The organism is Enhydrobacter sp., from assembly GCA_025808875.1.
Lineage (GTDB): Bacteria > Pseudomonadota > Alphaproteobacteria > Reyranellales > Reyranellaceae > Reyranella.
In genome coordinates, this window is record CP075528.1 from 733204 (window position 1) to 749090 (window position 15887).

Below are 15887 nucleotides of genomic sequence, written 5' to 3' on the forward strand. Positions count from 1 at the left end.
CCCTTACGTCCTGTCCCGCAGCTTGATCGTCGAGGAGTAGGACAGGAGTTTCCGCCCGTCCTGCTCCAGCACGCCGCGCACGAAGGCGAGCGACTTGCCGTGGCGCGGCACTTCGACCCGTGTCGTAAGCGGCGACTCCGTTCCGCCGGAGGACAGGAACTCCGCGGCGAAGCTCACCGTCGACGGCGCCCGGCCGGTGACGAGGCCGGTCGCCCGCGTCAGCGCCGAATCGGCGAAACTCATCATGTAGCCGCCATGCAGGACCCCGCCGGAATTGCACATGTGCGGCAGGGTCGGCTGGACCAGCGAGGCGCCATCGCTCTCCTGGCGCGCATAGGAGGGCCCGATGTGGCGCGAGTAGAGGCTGGCGTTGGCAAGCGGCTCGTAGCCCCCGGGCACGGCCTGCGGCGTCGCCGATCGCAGGACCGTCGCCGTCTCGTCCTTGCGCGCCATCGCCTTGTTGCGGGCGATATGGCGGCAGACGCCGGACCACAGGGCGATGGTCTTGCCTTGCTGGGTGATCGTGCCGCGCGCGAAGGCGAGCCGGCCGGTGACCTGCAGCGGCTCGCCACTCGCCTCGAGCGGCGGGCCGATCCGGGCGCCGTCGAGGAATTCGACAGCGATGCTCACCGTCATGGCGAAGGCGCTGTTGGTGCCGCCGTCGGCGGCGCGGCCCGCGATCAGGCAAAGCGCATAGTCCGAAAAGGTCAGGATGGCGCCGCCATGCACGCCGCCGGCATAGTTGCCGTGCCGCTGATGGGTCGGCAGCACGCAGTGGGTCCCGCCGGCCTTGCGGGTGTCGCCCGCGAGGCGGAAGTAGAAGGGGCCGACATGATCCTCGAACGGGTCGGGCGTGTCGAAAGTGCGATACTGGGCGAGGTCGATGGAATCGGGCATCGGCCGATGTAATAGAAGAATTGGACGGGGCCAGAAAGACCCCCGGGAAGCCCAAGGAGCGAAACGACATGGCCGGTGCGCACAGTATAGAAGTGAAGCGCGAGCCGCGCGGCGGCGGCCGGGTGGCCTACGTGGTCTATGACCATGCCCGCCGGCTGAACGTGCTCAATCCGCCGGCGCTCGAGGATCTGATCGCCACCTTCCACGGGCTGGCGCAGGAAGAGGACCTGCGCGCGGTCGTCCTGGCCGGCGCCGGCGGGCGTGCCTTCATCGGCGGCGCCGACATCAATCATATGGCGGCGATGCGCAAGGAAGCCGAGGGCCGCGCCTTCATCACCCTGATCCACAGGCTCTGCCAGTCGATCCGCGACTGTCCCGTGCCGGTGATCTGCCGCATGGAGGGCTACACGCTGGGCGCGGGCCTCGAAGTGGCCGCCGCCTGCGACATCCGCATCGCCGCCGACAATGCGCATTTCGGCATGCCTGAAGTGAAGGTCGGCGTGCCGTCGGTGGTCGAGGCGGCGCTGTTGCCGCGCTTGATCGGCTGGGGCCGCACCTCGTGGATGCTGCTCACTGCCGAGAATATCGATGCCGCCAAGGCCGAGGCCTGGGGCATGGTCGAGGAAGTCGTGCCCGCCGCCGGCCTCGACGCGGCCATCGAGCGTTGCGTCGCTTCGATCGCCGAGGCCACGCCGCTCGCGGTACGGGCGCAGAAGAAGTTGATGCGGCGATGGGAGAGGTTGCCGCTCGACGAGGCGGTGCAGGCCGGCATCGACGCCTTCGCCCAGTCGGTCGGCGACGGCGAGCACATCGGGCCGATGACCGCATTCGTCGATCGCAAGAAGAGGTGACGGCCATGGGCAAGACCGCCAAGAGGACGGTTCGCATCGGCTGCCACTCCGGCTTCTGGGGCGATACCGAGACCGCAGCGCCGCAACTCGTCCGCCACGGCGCCGTCGACTACCTTGTGAGCGACTATCTGGCCGAGGTCACCATGTCGATCATGGCGGCCCAGAAGCAGCGCAACCCGCAGGCCGGCTACGCCACCGACTTCGTGACCGCGGTCATGGCGCCGCTCGCCCGCGAGATCGCCGAGAAGAAGATCAAGGTCGTGACCAACGCCGGCGGCGTCAACCCGCAGGCCTGCCGCGACGCGGTGCTCAAGGCGTGCGAGGCCGCCGGTGTCGCGCTCAAGGTCGCGCTGGTGCTGGGCGACGACCTCACGGGCCGCGTCGAGGAGCTGCGCAAGCTCGGCGTCAGGGAGATGGACACCGGCGCGGAGCTGCCCGCGAAGGTTGCCAGCATGAACGCCTATCTCGGCGGCTTCCCGATCGCCCGCGCGCTGTCCGAAGGCGCCGACGTGGTGATTACCGGGCGTTGCGTCGATTCGGCGGTGACGCTGGGTTGCCTGATCCATGCCTTCTCCTGGACACCGGAAGACATCGACCGGCTGGCGGCCGGCACGCTGTGCGGCCACATCATCGAATGCGGTGCGCAATGCAACGGCGGTAATTTCACCGATTGGCGCCTCGTGCCCGACTACGACAACATGGGCTTTCCGATCGCCGAGGTGTCGGAGGACGGCAGCTTCGTGCTCTCCAAGCCCGACGATACCGGCGGGCTGATCACGCCGGCCACCGTCGCCGAGCAGATGCTCTACGAGATCGGCGATCCGCGCGCCTACATCGTGCCCGACGTGGTCTGCGACTTTACCCAGGCCAGGTACGAGCAGGTCGGCAAGGACCGCGTGCACGTCTCGGGCGCCAGGGGCCGCAGACCGACCGACACCTACAAGATCTCGACGACCTGGCCGGACGGCCATAAGCTCAGCACCATCTTCATGCTGGGCGGCCGCGAAGCCGTGGCGAAGGGCAAGCACAGCGCCGAGATGATCGTCAAGAAGACGCGCCGGATGTTCGCCGAGAGGGGCATGGCGGACTATCGCGACGTCAGCATCGAGGTGATCGGCGGCGAGGCGACCTACGGCCCGCACGCGCGTACCGCCGACAGCCGCGAGGTGGTGGTCAAGATCGCCGCCCGGCACGACCAGAAGGAGGCGCTGGCGCTGCTCGGCCGCGAGATCGCGCCGATGTCGACCGGCGGCGTCGTCGGCCTGGCCGGCAGCTTCGGCGCCGGCCGCGTCTCGCCCTCGCCCGTGATCCGCATGTTCTCCTGTCTGGTGCCCAAGAGCCAGGTGCCGGTGACGATCGACATCGACGGCCGCCAGATCCCGATGCAGGAAGGCGCGAGGAGTGGCGGCTTCGATGCTGGCGAGCTGCCGGCCGAGGCGCCGCCAGCCAGGCCGCTCGCCGGCGCTACGACGACCGTGCCGCTGATCGCGCTCGCCTACGGCCGTTCGGGCGACAAGGGCGACAACGCCAACATCGGCATCTTCGCCAGAAAGCCCGAGTACGAACCGATCCTCGACGCCGAGGTGACGGCGGAGGCGGTGGCGAAGTACTTCGCCCATCGGATCAACGGGCCGGTCACGCGCTGGCGGCTGCCGGGCATCCATGGATTCAATTTCCTGCTGCGCCAGGCGCTGGGCGGCGGCGGCATGGCCTCGCTCAAGGCCGATCCGCTGGCCAAGGCCTTCGCCCAGATGCTGCTCGACATGCCGGTGGGGGTGTCGGCCGAGGTCGCGAAGGAGGTCGGCTGAGCGAAGCAGCGATGCGTGGTCGGACGTTGGCCCGAGCAGCGTCGGACGTCGCGGCTGGCTACTCGACCTCTGCCCAGAAGGAGGTCTTGCGGGCGTGCTTGTTTCTCAGACGCGCGATATAGGCCTCGTGCGTCTCGAAGGACTCCCAGTCCTCGACCGATGCGGCGAGCCCCGAGCAGTCAAGGAGGTGTCGGGCGGCGTGGCGATAGCGGCCGCTGCGCGCCCTATCTACCGCGAAGTCGATCATCGACCGTAAGACGAGCGTGGCCGCGAGCGGGAATTTGCCGGCGAGGGCGTTCGCCGCCGGGGTCAATATCTCGTAATGGTCGCCGTCGAGTTCACGGGCCCGGCGACCGACCGTCCGCGCCGCCCTTTCGAGGTCCGGCCAGGCGACGAGGAAGGACGGGGCCGCCAACAGGCTGCCGTGGCTCTCGGCATATGTCAGTGCCTGTTCTTCGGTGCGCACATCGTCGAAGTCGGGCAGCCGTTTGAGGTAGTCGCGCAGATGGCGGACGCTGAGCGCGCGCTCGAAGCACGACCACCGGGCCATCTGCGCCTCGTCGCTGCGTTCGAGGGCGTCGAGCACGTCGATGCGCATGTCCTCCCAGTCCCACTGGGGGTGGCCGCGGCGATCCGGCGTGGCATTGTCGAGTGCCAAGTCGTCGTACTGCCCGTGGCTGTTGAGCGTGGTCTTGGCGGCCATGGTCGGTGCTGTTCGCATAGCGTGCGGCCTGTGGTACGCCAAGGGGTCGCTCGTTGGGACGCGCAAGCCGACGCTCGATGGTGTATGCTCGAATGCAATGAAGCCCCCCTCCAGAACCACCCCGGCAAGAGGCGATCGACACGCGCGGCTGGCCGCCGCCCTGAGGGAAAACCTCAAGCGGCGCAAGGCGCGGGCCCGTGCACGGACGGCGGTCAAGGAGAGGGCGGACAAAGGCACCAAAGACGGCTAGAAGCGCCCGCGATGACCATCCTTTCCGACCGCTGGATCCGCCGCATGGCCCAGGAAGAGCGCATGATCGAGCCCTTCGTGGACTCGCAGAAGCGCGAGGGCACGATCTCCTATGGGCTCAGCTCCTACGGCTATGACGCGCGGGTGGGGCCGGAGTTCAAGATCTTCACCAACGTCGATTCGGCGGTGGTCGATCCCAAGAACTTCGCCGAGAACAGCTTCGTCGATCGCAAGACCGACGTCTGCATCATCCCACCCAACTCCTTCGCGCTGGCCCGCACGGTCGAGTACTTCCGCATCCCGCGCGATGTGCTGGTGATCTGCGTCGGCAAGTCGACCTACGCGCGCTGCGGCATCATCGTCAACGTCACGCCGCTCGAGCCGGAGTGGGAGGGCCATGTGACGCTGGAGTTCTCCAACACCACGCCTTTGCCGGCCAGGATCTACGCCAACGAAGGCGCCTGCCAGTTCCTGTTCCTGCAGGGCAACGAGCCCTGCGAGGTTTCCTACGCCGACAAGTCTGGCAAGTACCAGGGCCAGCGCGGCGTCACCCTGCCGAAGATCTGACGGAGGCGGACATGGATCGCATCAGGATCAGGGGCGGCCGCCAGCTCAAGGGCGAAATCCAGGTTTCCGGCTCCAAGAACGCCTGCCTGCCGCTGATGGTGGCGGCGATGCTGACCGACAAGCCGCTCACCCTGAAGAACGTGCCGCGGCTCGCCGACATCACGACCATGATCCATTTGCTGCAGCAGCACGGCGTGGAGGTGCAGGCCGCGCCCGGCGAGAACGGTCACAGCCACGGCACGACGCTGACGCTACGCGCCGGCAAGATCGCCTCGACGACGGCGCCCTACGACATCGTGCGCAAGATGCGCGCCTCGGTGCTGGTGCTGGGCCCGCTCGTCGCGCGCGAGGGCGAGGCGCGGGTCTCGCTGCCGGGCGGCTGCGCCATTGGCGCGCGGCCGGTCGATCTGCACATCGCCGGGCTGAAGGCGATGGGCGCGCAGATCGACATCGACGGCGGTTATCTCGTCGCCCGGGCGCCGGACGGTCTGAAAGGCGCGCGCTACACCTTCCCGAAAGTGTCGGTCGGCGCCACGGAGAACCTGATGATGGCGGCGGCGCTCGCCAGGGGAACGACGGTGCTCGCCAACGCCGCGCGCGAGCCCGAGATCGTCGACCTTGCCGAGTGCCTGGCGAAGATGGGCGTGCCGATCCAGGGCGTCGGCACCGAGACTTTGACCATCGAGGGCGTCGAGCAGCTCCGCGCGGCGACCCACGCCGTCATTCCCGACCGCATCGAGACCGGCACCTATGCCATGGCGATCGCCATGACGGCGGGCGACGTCGAGCTGGTCGGCGGCCGGCTCGACCTTATGGAAGCGGCGGCGCAGAGCCTTCGGGCGGCGGGCGTCGTGCTCGACAAGACCAACCGCGGCTTCCGCGTGTCGCGGGCCAACGGCCTGCACGGCGTCGACGTGATGACCGAGCCCTATCCCGGCTTTCCCACCGACCTGCAGGCGCAGATGATGGCGCTGATGACGCGGGCCGAGGGTGCTTCGATGATCACCGAGACGATCTTCGAAAGCCGCTTCATGCACGTGCCCGAGCTGATGCGCATGGGCGCCAACGTCACCATCCACCACGAATCGGCGCTGGTGCGCGGTGTCCCCAAGCTGCGCGGCGCCGAGGTGATGGCTACCGACCTGCGCGCCTCGGTGTCGCTCGCCATCGCCGGCCTCGTCGCCGAGGGCGAGACCACCCTGCACCGCGTCTATCACCTCGACCGCGGCTACGAGCGGCTGGAGGAGAAGCTCGCCGCGTGCGGCGCCGACATCGAGCGGGTGAAGGGCTGACCGCTGCCATGGAGAAGCTGAAGCTCTCGGCGCTCGACGCCGACGATCTCGCGGTGATCTCGGCGGCGGTACAGGACTCCCTGGTGGCGGTGCGCGACTGCGCCTATTTCGCCGGCGAGCGGCGGTTCGTTCTGCTTTTGAACCGGTTCTGCTGGGAGGCCCATCCCGGCATCGAGACCCGCTACTGGCGGACTCATTCGGCCCTGGTGTTCAACGAGGTCGACGCCGTCCACCATCACAGGATCCCGCTCGACGAGCCCGACCGGATGCTGGAGCTGCTGGCCGTCGCTCTCGAAAGCGAGCGCTCGGCGCTGCTGCGCTTCGCCGCCGGCCGGGCCATTCGGCTGGAAATCGGCCGGCTCGCATGCCATTTGGGGGATGTCGGGGAGGCTTGGCCCACCCCATGGAAGCCCGCCCATCCGGTCGAATAGCCCGCGAAAGGCGGGCGTTCGTATTGGAGACGGTCGTGCCGGAAGCCAATGAGAAGCTCGTTCTCGCCCTGCCCAAGGGCCGCATCTTCGGTGAGGCGGCGCCCCTGCTGGCGGCCGCCAACATCGAGCCGGAGCAGGCCTTCGCCGATCCCCACTCGCGCCAGCTGCGTTTCACGACCAACCACGCCGACCTCGACATCATCCGCGTGCGTTCCTTCGACGTCGCCACCTTCGTCGCCTTCGGCGCCGCCCACCTCGGCATCGCCGGCGCCGACGTGCTGATGGAGTTCGACTATCCCGAGATCTACGCGCCGATCGACCTCGGCATCGGCCGCTGCCGGCTTGCCGTCGCCGAACCGGCGGAGATGGCGGGCAGCGACGATCCCCGGAGATGGAGCCACGTGCGCATAGCCACCAAGTATCCCGAGGTGACACGCCGCCACTTCGCCGCGCGCGGCGTGCAAGCCGAGTGCGTCAAGCTGTCGGGCGCCATGGAGCTCGCGCCGTCGCTCGGGCTCAGCCACCGCATCGTCGATCTCGTCGATTCAGGCCGCACGCTCCGCGACAACGGGCTGGTCGAGATCGAGCACATCGCCGACGTCACCTCGCGCTTCATCGTCAATCGCGCCGCGCTCAAGACCCGGCCCGAGCGCATCGGCCACTGGGTCGATTGCTTCCGAGAGGTCAGCCGTGCCGCCTGAAGGTCCGTTGAGGCTCGACGCCTCGGCGCCGGGTTTCGAAAGAGACTTCGCGGCCTTCCTGGCGCGCAATCGCGACACCGACGAGAACGTCGACCGTGTCGTGGCGGACATCATCGCCGACGTGCGGGCGCGCGGCGACGCGGCGGTGCTCGAGTACACGAAGAAGTTCGACCGTCTCGACACCGACGTCAAAGGCCTGCGCATCTCTCACGCCGAACGCGAGAAAGCCGCGGCCCGGGTGCCGGCGACGGAGCGCGAGGCGCTGGTGTTTGCTGCCCAGCGCATCGAGGCGTTCCATCGCGCGCTGCTGCCCCGGGACGTCGACTTCACCGACGCGACGGGCACGCGCCTTGGCGCGCGTTACCGGCCGATCGATGCGGTCGGCGTCTACGTGCCGGGCGGAACGGCGGCCTATCCCTCGTCGGTGCTGATGAACATCGTGCCGGCCAAGGTGGCGGGCGTGCCGCGCGTCGTCATGGTCGTGCCGACGCCCGACGGCGTGCTCAATCCGCTGGTCATGCTGGCGGCAAACATCGCCGGCGCCGACGAGGTGTGGCGCATCGGCGGCGCGCAGGCGGTGGCCGCGCTCGCCTACGGCACGCAGTCGATCCCGCCGGTCGACAAGATCACCGGGCCCGGCAACGCCTACGTCGCCGCCGCCAAGCGCCGCGTGTTCGGCCAGGTCGGCATCGACCTGATCGCCGGCCCGTCGGAGATCCTGGTCGTCGCCGACCGCCACAACGATCCGGCGTGGATCGCCGCCGACCTGCTGTCGCAGGCCGAGCACGACCCGTCCTCGCAGTCGGTCCTGATCGCCGACGACGCGACGTTCGCCGACGAGGTGGCGCGGGCGGTCGATGCGGCGCTGAAGGTCCTGCCGCGCGCGGCGATCGCCGGTGCGAGCTGGCGCGGCAACGGCGCCATCCTCCTGGTGCGCGACCTCGCCGACGCGCCAGCCCTCGTCGACCGCATCGCCGCCGAGCATGTCGAGCTGGCGATGGAGCCCGCTGTCGCGGCGGCGCTCGCCGACAGGATCCGCCATGCCGGTGCGATCTTCATCGGACGCCACACGCCCGAGGCGATCGGCGACTACGTCGCCGGCACCAACCACGTGCTGCCGACCTCGCGCGCGGCGCGCTTCTCGGGCGGGCTCGGCGTCGCCGACTTCCTGAAGCGCACCTCGATCGTGGCCTGCACGCCGGAGTCGCTGGCCGCCCTCGCCCCCGCGGCGATGGCGCTGGCCGAGGCCGAGGGGCTCGGCGCACATGGCCGCTCGGTCTCGATCCGGCTCAACCGCCGCTCCTGAGGCCGACATGCCGCAGCGGCGCCGCATCATCGACATCACGCTCGACGAGGAATCGGTCGCGCGGCGCAGCGCGGAGGTCGAGCACGAGCGGGCGGTGGCGCTGTTCGACCTGCTGGAGGAGAACGAGTTCGCGCTGGTCGGCGGCGAGCATGGCCCCTACAAGCTGCATGTCGGCGTCTTCGAGAACCGCCTGGTGTTCGGCGTGCACACCGCCGACGGGCGAAAGCTGCGCGACATCGTCCTGTCGCTGACGCCCCTGCGCAAGGTGGTGAAGGACTATTTCCTGGTCTGCGAGAGCTACTACGCGGCGATCAAGAGGCTTGGGCCGTCGCAGATCGAGGCGCTCGACATGGGGCGGCGCGGCCTGCACAACGAGGGTTCGGAGCTGCTGCGCGAGCGGCTCAAGGGCAAGATCGAGGTCGACCACGACACGGCCCGGCGCCTGTTCACGCTGATCTGCGCGCTGCACATCAAGCTATGAGGGAGCTTCCGTCGAGCGTGCTGTTCGCCTGCAGCCACAACTCGGTGCGCTCGCCGATGGCCGAGGCGCTGGCCAAGCGGCTCTATGGCCAGGCGGTCTTCATCGACTCCGTCGGCGTGCGCGCCGACGAGGTCGACGGCTTCGCGGTCGCCGCCCTCGACGAACTCGGCATCGACGTCCACCGCCATCACGCCAAGACCTTCGAGGACGTCGATGCATCGTCCTTCGATCTCATCGTCACGCTGTCGCCCGAGGCGCACCACCGCGCGCTGGAGACGACGCGCGGAACGGCGGCCACGGTCGAGTATTGGCCGGTCGCGGACCCAACCGCGGTCGAGGGTTCGCGCGAGGCCCGGCTCGCCGCCTACCGCGGCGTACGGGACCAGATCCTGTCGCGGCTCAAGTCGCGCTTCGGCGCGCCATCCGGGCCCTCGCTCTGAGTACGGCCACGAGGGGACGTGGAAAGGTTGCGGCGGGGACGTTGACTAACCGCTGTCCGGGGCTCATTTTCCGGCCGCTTCGATATTTTCATCGACCCTCGGAACGGAGGCCGGATGGCCAAGGAAGACCTGATCGAATTCAACGGCGTGGTGGCCGAACTGCTGCCCAACGCCATGTTTCGCGTGAAGCTCGACAACGACCACCTGATCCTCGCCCATACCTCGGGCAAGATGCGCAAGAACCGCATCCGCGTGCTGGCAGGCGATCGCGTCACCGTCGAGATGACGCCCTACGACCTGACCAAGGGCCGCATCACTTTCCGCTTCAAATAGGTTGCGCGAGCCTCTGATCCTCGCGTCAGCTTCGCCGCGCCGGCTCGATCTGCTGCGCCAGATCGGCGTCGAGCCCGCCGCCATCGATCCCGCCGAAATCGACGAGACGCCCCGTCCGGGCGAGCTTCCGCGCGCCTATGCGCTGCGCATGGCCGAAGCCAAGCTCGCCGCGGTGGCGCCGCGCCATCCCGGCAAGCTGGTCCTTGCGGCGGACAGCGTCGTCGCCGTCGGCCGGCGCATCCTGCCCAAGGCCGACGACGAGGCGCAGGCGAGGGCCTGCCTGGCGCTGCTCTCCGGCCGTCGCCATCGCGTGCTGGGTGGCGTGGCGGTGGCCGGCGCCGACGGCCGTCGCCGCACCCGGCTGGTCGAGACGGTTGTGCGCTTCAAGCGGCTCGAGCCGGCCGAAACGGAGGCCTACGTCGCCGCCGGCGAATGGCGCGGCAAGGCGGGCGGCTACGCCATCCAGGGCCGCGCCGCCGCCTTCGCGTCGTTCGTGTCGGGTTCCTACAGCAACGTGGTCGGCCTGCCGCTGTTCGAGACCGCGCAGCTCTTGCGCGCGTTGGGCGGATCGTGACCCGTATCGACCGCCTGATCTGCCACGTCATGCCGCGCGCCTTCGTGCTTGCGCTGGTGGCGGACGGCCGCCTGGTCGAACTGCAGGTGGCGCGGCGCGACCGGCCCTCGCGCGCCGACGGCATCTTCCTCGGCCGGCTCGAGCGGGTGATGCCGGAACTGGACGGCGCCTTCGTCGATATCGGCATCGGCCGCTCGGGCTTCCTGCGCGCCGACGACCGGGCCGGACTCGACGGTTGGCCGCCGCCCGGCGCGCCCGTCCTCGTGCAGGTGCGCCACGACAACGAGGGCAGCGACAAGGGCCCGCGGCTGTCGATGAACCTGGCCGTCACCGGCCGCTACCTCGTCTACCATCCGCTGGGCTCCGGCGTCGGCTTCTCGCGCCGTATCGAGGGCGAGGCCGAGCGCGAGCGCCTGGCGGGCCACGCGCAGGGACTGCTCGAAGGCGGCGTCGTGCTGCGCACCGCCGCTGCCGGCGCGCCGGCGGCGCTGCTGCAGGCCGACGCCCGGCAGATCATGGAGCGCTGGGAGCGGGTGCGCCGCCACGCGCTCGACGTGCCGCCGCCGGCCGACATCACCGCCCGCATGCCGGGTGAGCGCGATCCGGTCGCGCGGGCGTTGCGCGACCACGGCGCGGCGCTCGAGGAGGTGATCGTCGACGATCGGGCGATGGCGCGTTCGCTGCAGGACGAGATGGATCGCCGGCAGGAGCGCATCCGCGTGCGCTGGCACAACGGCCCGATGCCGGTGTTCGACATCGACGACGTGAGCGGCCAGGTCGAGACGGCGCTGGCGCGCCGCATCGCGCTCGAGAGCGGCGTCGAGGTTCTGTTCGAGCCGGGCGAGACGCTGACGGCGATCGACGTCGACAGCGCCGGAGCCGGCGGCCGCCAGGGCCGCGCGCCGCGCCGCCCGGTCGAGGTCAACCTCGAGGCGGCGCCGGCCATCGCCCACCAGCTCCGGCTGCGCAACATCGCCGGCGCCGTCGTGATCGACTTCGTCAACATGCGCAGCGCTTACGACCGCGACAAGGTGCAGGCGAGCCTCGCCGAGGCGGTCAAGGACGATCCCGTGCCGACCCAGCTCTACGGCTTCACCCGGCTCGGCCTGTTCGAGCTGACCCGGGCGCGGCGCGGTCCGGTCCTGGCCGCCGAGCTCGATGCCCTGGAGCGTGCCGGCACCGACGAAGCCTCCACCGACGGCTGACGCGGGCGGCCCACGGCCGACACGGGCGGCCCACGGCCGACACGGGCGGCCGACGGCCGACACACGGTCGCGCGCCGTCACGGCAGCGTGACCTTGCGGGAGGGGCGCAACCCAACGCCGCGATGCTGCGTTGGCCGATCGAGTGTCGATCCCACTCCCTGGAGGGCGCCATGTGCGACTATTCACTCGAGCTCTATCGTTCCCGGCCGGCCGAACAGGACGAACAGCTTAGCCTCGAGCGCTTCTCGAGCGGCTCCATGGGTTTCGTCGCCAATCGCAACTGCGAGACCGCCGTGTGCGTGCCGGCCGACGCGCGCCTGCGCCTGGTCGGTCTCTCCGAGACCGTGCAGCGCACCCTGGGTGTCGGCCCGGTGGAGGAGGTTGCGATGACCCGGCTCGAGCACGGCCCGCACAAGGACGCCGTGCGCTTCGCCAACGGCCGCGACGTCTGCCTGCAGAGCCTGAACACCGGCGTGGCGGCGTTCGTGCTGTCGCTCGCGCCGGACATCGTCGACCTCGATCGCCGCGAGCCATCGGTGGAGACGCGCGAACTGGTCGACGCCTGACGGCGGGCGCATCGACGCCGCTCCCACCGCCCGAACCGCGCGGGCGGCGGGTTGACGCGATCCGCGACATCGCGCAACTCTTCGCGCGCCCCATGAGGCGCCGAAGAGGAAGGATGCCACCGCCCGATCGAACCGCGCCGCCGCTGCGCGCCGTGCGCACCGAGGCCCGTTGCCCGGTGTGCGGCAAGCCGGCCGATCCGCAAAAGTACCAGCCGTTCTGCTCCAAGCGTTGCGCCGACATCGATCTCGGCCGCTGGCTGAAGGAAGGCTATCGCATGCCGACCGACGAGATGCCGGAGGAGGGCGAACCGTCGGTTCCCGGCCGACCAACTGGACAGGGCGGCTGACCCATCCTATACAGCCGCCGCCAACCCAGGCGCGCCCAGGTAGCTCAGTTGGTAGAGCATGCGACTGAAAATCGCAGTGTCGGTGGTTCGATTCCGCCCCTGGGCACCATCTCTTCTTCTCATAGTTTCTCACTGGTGAACAAAGTGCCCGATATTTCGGGCACTTAGCGCCATTCCGATACCCACAACGGGAGCGTCCAGAACACTACTTCGCAGAACTTTGCGGGTACAATTGCGGGTACCGAGCTCTTTCACATGGGAGGCGTACCCGCATGGCTCTCACGCAGTTCGCCATTCAGAGCGCGAAACCGCTTGACAGGCCCTACAAGCTTTCGGACGGCGGCGGCTTGCATCTGCTGATCCAGCCGAACGGCTCAAAGCTTTGGCGCTTTCGGTATCGTTTTGCAGGCAAAGAAAACATGCTCGCAGTCGGCATATTCCCCCGGGTGTCGCTCTCTGGCGCCCGCCAGAAGCGGGATGAGGCGCAACGGCTCCTCGCCCAGGGGGTCGATCCGTCGCAGAAGCGCAAGGAGGACAAGGTCGCCGCGTCGATTTCTGCCGCCAACACCTTCGGTGTCATTGCCAAGGAATACCAAGTCAAACTCAAGGAGGAGGGACGATCCGAATCGACGCTGGTGAAGATCAAGTGGCAGCTCGAGGACCTTGCTTCTCCCCTGACCGATCGCCCTATCGCGCAGATCAAGTCCGCCGAGATCCTGCAGATCCTCCAGCGTATCGAGAAGTCGGGTCGCAAGGATACGGCACGACGGTTGCGTGGGACGGTCGGCTCGGTGTTCCGCCTCGCCATTGCCACCCTCCGAGCGGAGAACGATCCGACCTATGCGCTTCGCGGGGCTCTTTCGAGGCCGAACGTGAAGCATCGCGCGGCCGTGACCGACGAGCGAGAGCTTGGTGCCCTCGCGCAGTCCATCGACGAGTACGACGGCTGGCCGACTCTGAAGGCGGCCCTCCAGGTGCTCCTCCTGACCATGGCACGGCCCGGTGAGGTGCGGCTCATGAGGAAGCCAGAGCTCGAGCTGAAGAAGGCCGTCTGGCGCATACCGCCGGAGCGCACGAAGATGCGCCGCCCTCACGATGTGCCGCTCTCCAAGCAGGCGGTGGCTGTCTTGAAGGATATCTCGGAGGTGTCGGGGAGCGATCTGGTGTTCCCCTCCATCCGCTCAAACCGGAAGCCCCTATCGGAGAATGCCATGAACTCGGCGCTGCGCCGGATGGGCTATACCAAGGATGAGGTGACGGCGCACGGCTTCCGGGCGTCTGCTAGCACTATCTTGAACGAGCGAGGCTTTAACCCGGACGTGATTGAGGCCGCGCTCGGCCACCAGGACGAGGATGAAGTCCGGCGCGCGTACAATCGGGCAAAGTACTGGCCCGAAAGGGTCGCTCTCCTGCAAACATGGGCGGACCTGCTGGACGAGTTTCGGCAGCCCGTTCGGAAAGCCGCGTGATCTTTGCGCCCCTCGTCGGGGCGCATCTTTTTGTCTCAACCCGTTGCAGCGCTCGCAATGGTTGATAGGCCGTTGCGAAGCACATGCCGCCGCCGTACGATTTTGGCGCCTATGGGCGTCAACCCTGGGGCATCGCGGTGCTCCTCTAGCGAGGAGCCACAGCGATGCGGTTACTATCGAAGCGTCAGCTTAAAGAGTTGGTTCTGTATTCTCCGCAGCATGTTCAGCGGCTGGAGAACGCCGGCAAGTTCCCGAAGCGCGTGCGCCTAGGGAACGGCCCGCGCGCTCGGGTCGGCTGGCTTGAAGCGGAGGTGCTGGACTGGCTCAGACAGCGGATCGACGCCAGAGACGTGCCCACCGACACTTCCCGTTAGGGAGGCGAGCGGGGTGTCCAAGCCCCGCTCGTTCCACGCAATGGGCAGTTCAGTATCGAAGGCCAGGCTGCCCCTTGCTGGGCGTGCATTTGATGCTTAGTTGCGATTTTGAGGTGGCGAGCCGGCGGCGCTCATGCTCCATTTTAGTTAATCTGGCGCGCTTCGCCGTGTACCGCTGTCAACTTGAGCGCGCTATAGTAGCAGCATTTCGATATGAGCAGGGCGGGCAGGTCCAGATTGAACGACGGAAAGCTCATTCTTGATCTTGGTGAAAAGGAGATCATCCGCACCATCATCAAGCCCCTCCTCAATCCGCAGGGCACTCCAGATCTTGTAGGTGACGACTGTGCTGTCATCAAATTGACAGACGGTCAGGCGCTATGCATCTCCACCGATCGCGTACCAGCCGACCTCATCAGCTTTCGTCTAGGTTTGATCGACTACAGGCAATTGGGAAACTATCTCGCCGTTTTGAATCTCAGTGACGTTGCCGCTATGGGAGCAATGCCCATTGGCTTGCTCCTGAACCTTGGTCTCCCAGCAACGCTCTCGGTAGAGCATTTTCAAGATCTCATGCTAGGCGCGTCGCGGGCGTGCGAGCGCTATGACTGTAGAGTCATTGGCGGCGATTTGAGCAATGCTTCGGAGCTGAGCATATCGGCCACATCGATAGGCCTTACAAAGTATGAAAATGTCCTTCGAAGAAGCGGCTCGAAAGTTGGCGATCGCATCTTCTGCACAGACGCTCTGGGACTAACCTCTACCGCCTTTCACTATTTCTTGGATGCGAAAAACCGAGGATTGCGGCTGTCGTCGTCGGACGAAGACGTTCTTGCAGATCAATTTAGAAGTCCTCGCGCGCGGTTTGATGTTGGACCACCTCTTTCGCTGTTCCGCGGCGTGACTTGCATGGATAACACGGACGGCATTGGGCAAACGCTCCTTGAGTTGGCGGAAATCAACCAGGTAGGCTTTGAATTGAACGCCGAGGCGCTGCCAATCCACCATCTAACTGAGAAGGTTGCCGCCTATCTTGGAATGGGCGTCCTCGACATAGCCCTTGGACCGGGAGCTGATTTTCAGTTGCTCGGTACTCTTCCGATCGAATTGGAACCGGCCATCAAGCATCCTGATCTAAGCTTGAAGGTGATTGGACGGGTAGTTGACGGCTCAGGTGTGCATGTCTTCGAGCGCGGCAGCAGACGCGAATTCGTCGTTCGCGGGTGGAACTATTTCTCTGCCGGAGTGCCTAGGCAATCCTCCTGTGCGCCAGGATCAAATACGAAGGCCTAG

Annotated in this window: 19 protein-coding genes and 1 tRNA gene; 18 read left to right on the forward strand and 2 right to left on the reverse strand. The window is 67.5% G+C overall.

Going from position 1 to position 15887, the window contains the following annotated elements; genetic code table 11:
- Positions 1-3 precede the first annotated feature (3 nt).
- The gene (locus KIT25_03590) at positions 4-897 is read right to left on the reverse strand and encodes a PaaI family thioesterase (GenBank protein UYN96038.1); all 894 of its coding nucleotides are present in this window, start codon (positions 895-897) and stop codon (positions 4-6) included.
- Between the two features lie 68 nt (positions 898-965).
- Between KIT25_03590 and KIT25_03595 the strand changes: the two genes are divergently transcribed.
- A complete protein-coding gene (locus KIT25_03595) occupies positions 966-1748 on the forward strand; it encodes an enoyl-CoA hydratase/isomerase family protein (GenBank protein UYN96039.1) in 783 nt (260 codons plus the stop codon).
- A gap of 5 nt (positions 1749-1753) precedes the next feature.
- Positions 1754-3556: a DUF1446 domain-containing protein gene (locus KIT25_03600; GenBank protein ID UYN96040.1), complete on the forward strand. Its 1803-nt coding sequence runs from the start codon at positions 1754-1756 to the stop codon at positions 3554-3556.
- Between the two features lie 58 nt (positions 3557-3614).
- On the opposite strand, the gene KIT25_03605 is transcribed toward KIT25_03600, so the two are convergent.
- Entirely contained in the window at positions 3615-4259 is a 645-nt protein-coding gene (locus KIT25_03605; GenBank protein ID UYN96041.1) for a hypothetical protein, read from the reverse strand.
- A gap of 261 nt (positions 4260-4520) precedes the next feature.
- Here KIT25_03605 and KIT25_03610 point away from each other — a divergent pair, with 261 nt between their 5' ends.
- The 16 genes from KIT25_03610 to thiL all read left to right on the forward strand — a co-directional run bounded on the left by KIT25_03610 (position 4521) and on the right by thiL (position 15887).
- Positions 4521-5075 carry a dCTP deaminase gene (locus tag KIT25_03610; protein ID UYN96042.1) on the forward strand — a complete coding sequence of 185 codons (555 nt, stop codon included), beginning with the start codon at positions 4521-4523 and terminating at the stop codon, positions 5073-5075.
- Between the two features lie 11 nt (positions 5076-5086).
- Positions 5087-6367 carry a UDP-N-acetylglucosamine 1-carboxyvinyltransferase gene (murA, locus tag KIT25_03615; GenBank protein UYN96043.1) on the forward strand — a complete coding sequence of 427 codons (1281 nt, stop codon included), beginning with the start codon at positions 5087-5089 and terminating at the stop codon, positions 6365-6367.
- An 8-nt stretch (positions 6368-6375) separates the two neighbouring features.
- A complete protein-coding gene (locus KIT25_03620) occupies positions 6376-6798 on the forward strand; it encodes a DUF2948 family protein (protein UYN96044.1) in 423 nt (140 codons plus the stop codon).
- Positions 6771-7499 carry an ATP phosphoribosyltransferase gene (locus tag KIT25_03625; GenBank protein ID UYN96045.1) on the forward strand — a complete coding sequence of 243 codons (729 nt, stop codon included), beginning with the start codon at positions 6771-6773 and terminating at the stop codon, positions 7497-7499. The genes KIT25_03620 and KIT25_03625 overlap by 28 nt, the downstream gene beginning before the upstream one ends.
- Positions 7489-8805, forward strand: coding sequence for a histidinol dehydrogenase (hisD, locus tag KIT25_03630; GenBank protein UYN96046.1), 1317 nt, complete (start codon positions 7489-7491; stop codon positions 8803-8805). Before KIT25_03625 ends, hisD begins: the two co-directional genes overlap by 11 nt.
- 7 nt (positions 8806-8812) lie before the next feature.
- Complete coding sequence (locus KIT25_03635; protein UYN96047.1) at positions 8813-9286, forward strand: UPF0262 family protein; 474 nt, start codon at positions 8813-8815, stop codon at positions 9284-9286.
- Positions 9283-9726 (forward strand): arsenate reductase ArsC, encoded by a 444-nt coding sequence (locus tag KIT25_03640; GenBank protein ID UYN96048.1) that lies wholly within the window; start codon positions 9283-9285, stop codon positions 9724-9726. The genes KIT25_03635 and KIT25_03640 overlap by 4 nt, the downstream gene beginning before the upstream one ends.
- Before the next feature lie 114 nt (positions 9727-9840).
- On the forward strand, positions 9841-10059 hold the full coding sequence (infA, locus tag KIT25_03645; protein ID UYN96049.1) for a translation initiation factor IF-1: 219 nt from the start codon (positions 9841-9843) through the stop codon (positions 10057-10059).
- Between the two features lies 1 nt (position 10060).
- Complete coding sequence (gene maf, locus KIT25_03650) at positions 10061-10633, forward strand: septum formation protein Maf (GenBank protein ID UYN96050.1); 573 nt, start codon at positions 10061-10063, stop codon at positions 10631-10633.
- Positions 10630-11838, forward strand: coding sequence for a ribonuclease E/G (locus KIT25_03655; GenBank protein UYN96051.1), 1209 nt, complete (start codon positions 10630-10632; stop codon positions 11836-11838). The genes maf and KIT25_03655 overlap by 4 nt, the downstream gene beginning before the upstream one ends.
- Positions 11839-12008: 170 nt before the next feature.
- On the forward strand, positions 12009-12404 hold the full coding sequence (locus KIT25_03660) for a hypothetical protein (GenBank protein ID UYN96052.1): 396 nt from the start codon (positions 12009-12011) through the stop codon (positions 12402-12404).
- 113 nt (positions 12405-12517) lie between these two features.
- Positions 12518-12751, forward strand: coding sequence for a DNA gyrase inhibitor YacG (gene yacG / locus KIT25_03665; GenBank protein UYN96053.1), 234 nt, complete (start codon positions 12518-12520; stop codon positions 12749-12751).
- Positions 12752-12784: 33 nt separating this feature from the next.
- A tRNA-Phe gene (locus KIT25_03670) sits at positions 12785-12860 on the forward strand.
- A 163-nt stretch (positions 12861-13023) separates the two neighbouring features.
- On the forward strand, positions 13024-14220 hold the full coding sequence (locus tag KIT25_03675) for a tyrosine-type recombinase/integrase (protein ID UYN96054.1): 1197 nt from the start codon (positions 13024-13026) through the stop codon (positions 14218-14220).
- A gap of 164 nt (positions 14221-14384) precedes the next feature.
- Positions 14385-14594 carry an AlpA family phage regulatory protein gene (locus KIT25_03680; protein ID UYN96055.1) on the forward strand — a complete coding sequence of 70 codons (210 nt, stop codon included), beginning with the start codon at positions 14385-14387 and terminating at the stop codon, positions 14592-14594.
- 237 nt (positions 14595-14831) lie between these two features.
- The gene (thiL, locus tag KIT25_03685; protein ID UYN96056.1) at positions 14832-15887 is read left to right on the forward strand and encodes a thiamine-phosphate kinase; all 1056 of its coding nucleotides are present in this window, start codon (positions 14832-14834) and stop codon (positions 15885-15887) included.

Bases quoted from the DNA above. Each gene is read 5' to 3' on its own strand.
- KIT25_03590 (UYN96038.1), bottom strand. From the start codon at position 897: ATGCCCGATTCCATCGACCTCGCCCAGTATCGCACTTTCGACACGCCC.
- KIT25_03595 (UYN96039.1), top strand. From the start codon at position 966: ATGGCCGGTGCGCACAGTATAGAAGTGAAGCGCGAGCCGCGCGGCGGC.
- KIT25_03600 (UYN96040.1), top strand. From the start codon at position 1,754: ATGGGCAAGACCGCCAAGAGGACGGTTCGCATCGGCTGCCACTCCGGC.
- KIT25_03605 (UYN96041.1), bottom strand. From the start codon at position 4,259: ATGGCCGCCAAGACCACGCTCAACAGCCACGGGCAGTACGACGACTTG.
- KIT25_03610 (UYN96042.1), top strand. From the start codon at position 4,521: ATGACCATCCTTTCCGACCGCTGGATCCGCCGCATGGCCCAGGAAGAG.
- murA (UYN96043.1), top strand. From the start codon at position 5,087: ATGGATCGCATCAGGATCAGGGGCGGCCGCCAGCTCAAGGGCGAAATC.
- KIT25_03620 (UYN96044.1), top strand. From the start codon at position 6,376: ATGGAGAAGCTGAAGCTCTCGGCGCTCGACGCCGACGATCTCGCGGTG.
- KIT25_03625 (UYN96045.1), top strand. From the start codon at position 6,771: ATGGAAGCCCGCCCATCCGGTCGAATAGCCCGCGAAAGGCGGGCGTTC.
- KIT25_03635 (UYN96047.1), top strand. From the start codon at position 8,813: ATGCCGCAGCGGCGCCGCATCATCGACATCACGCTCGACGAGGAATCG.
- KIT25_03640 (UYN96048.1), top strand. From the start codon at position 9,283: ATGAGGGAGCTTCCGTCGAGCGTGCTGTTCGCCTGCAGCCACAACTCG.
- infA (UYN96049.1), top strand. From the start codon at position 9,841: ATGGCCAAGGAAGACCTGATCGAATTCAACGGCGTGGTGGCCGAACTG.
- KIT25_03660 (UYN96052.1), top strand. From the start codon at position 12,009: ATGTGCGACTATTCACTCGAGCTCTATCGTTCCCGGCCGGCCGAACAG.
- yacG (UYN96053.1), top strand. From the start codon at position 12,518: ATGCCACCGCCCGATCGAACCGCGCCGCCGCTGCGCGCCGTGCGCACC.
- KIT25_03675 (UYN96054.1), top strand. From the start codon at position 13,024: ATGGCTCTCACGCAGTTCGCCATTCAGAGCGCGAAACCGCTTGACAGG.
- KIT25_03680 (UYN96055.1), top strand. From the start codon at position 14,385: ATGCGGTTACTATCGAAGCGTCAGCTTAAAGAGTTGGTTCTGTATTCT.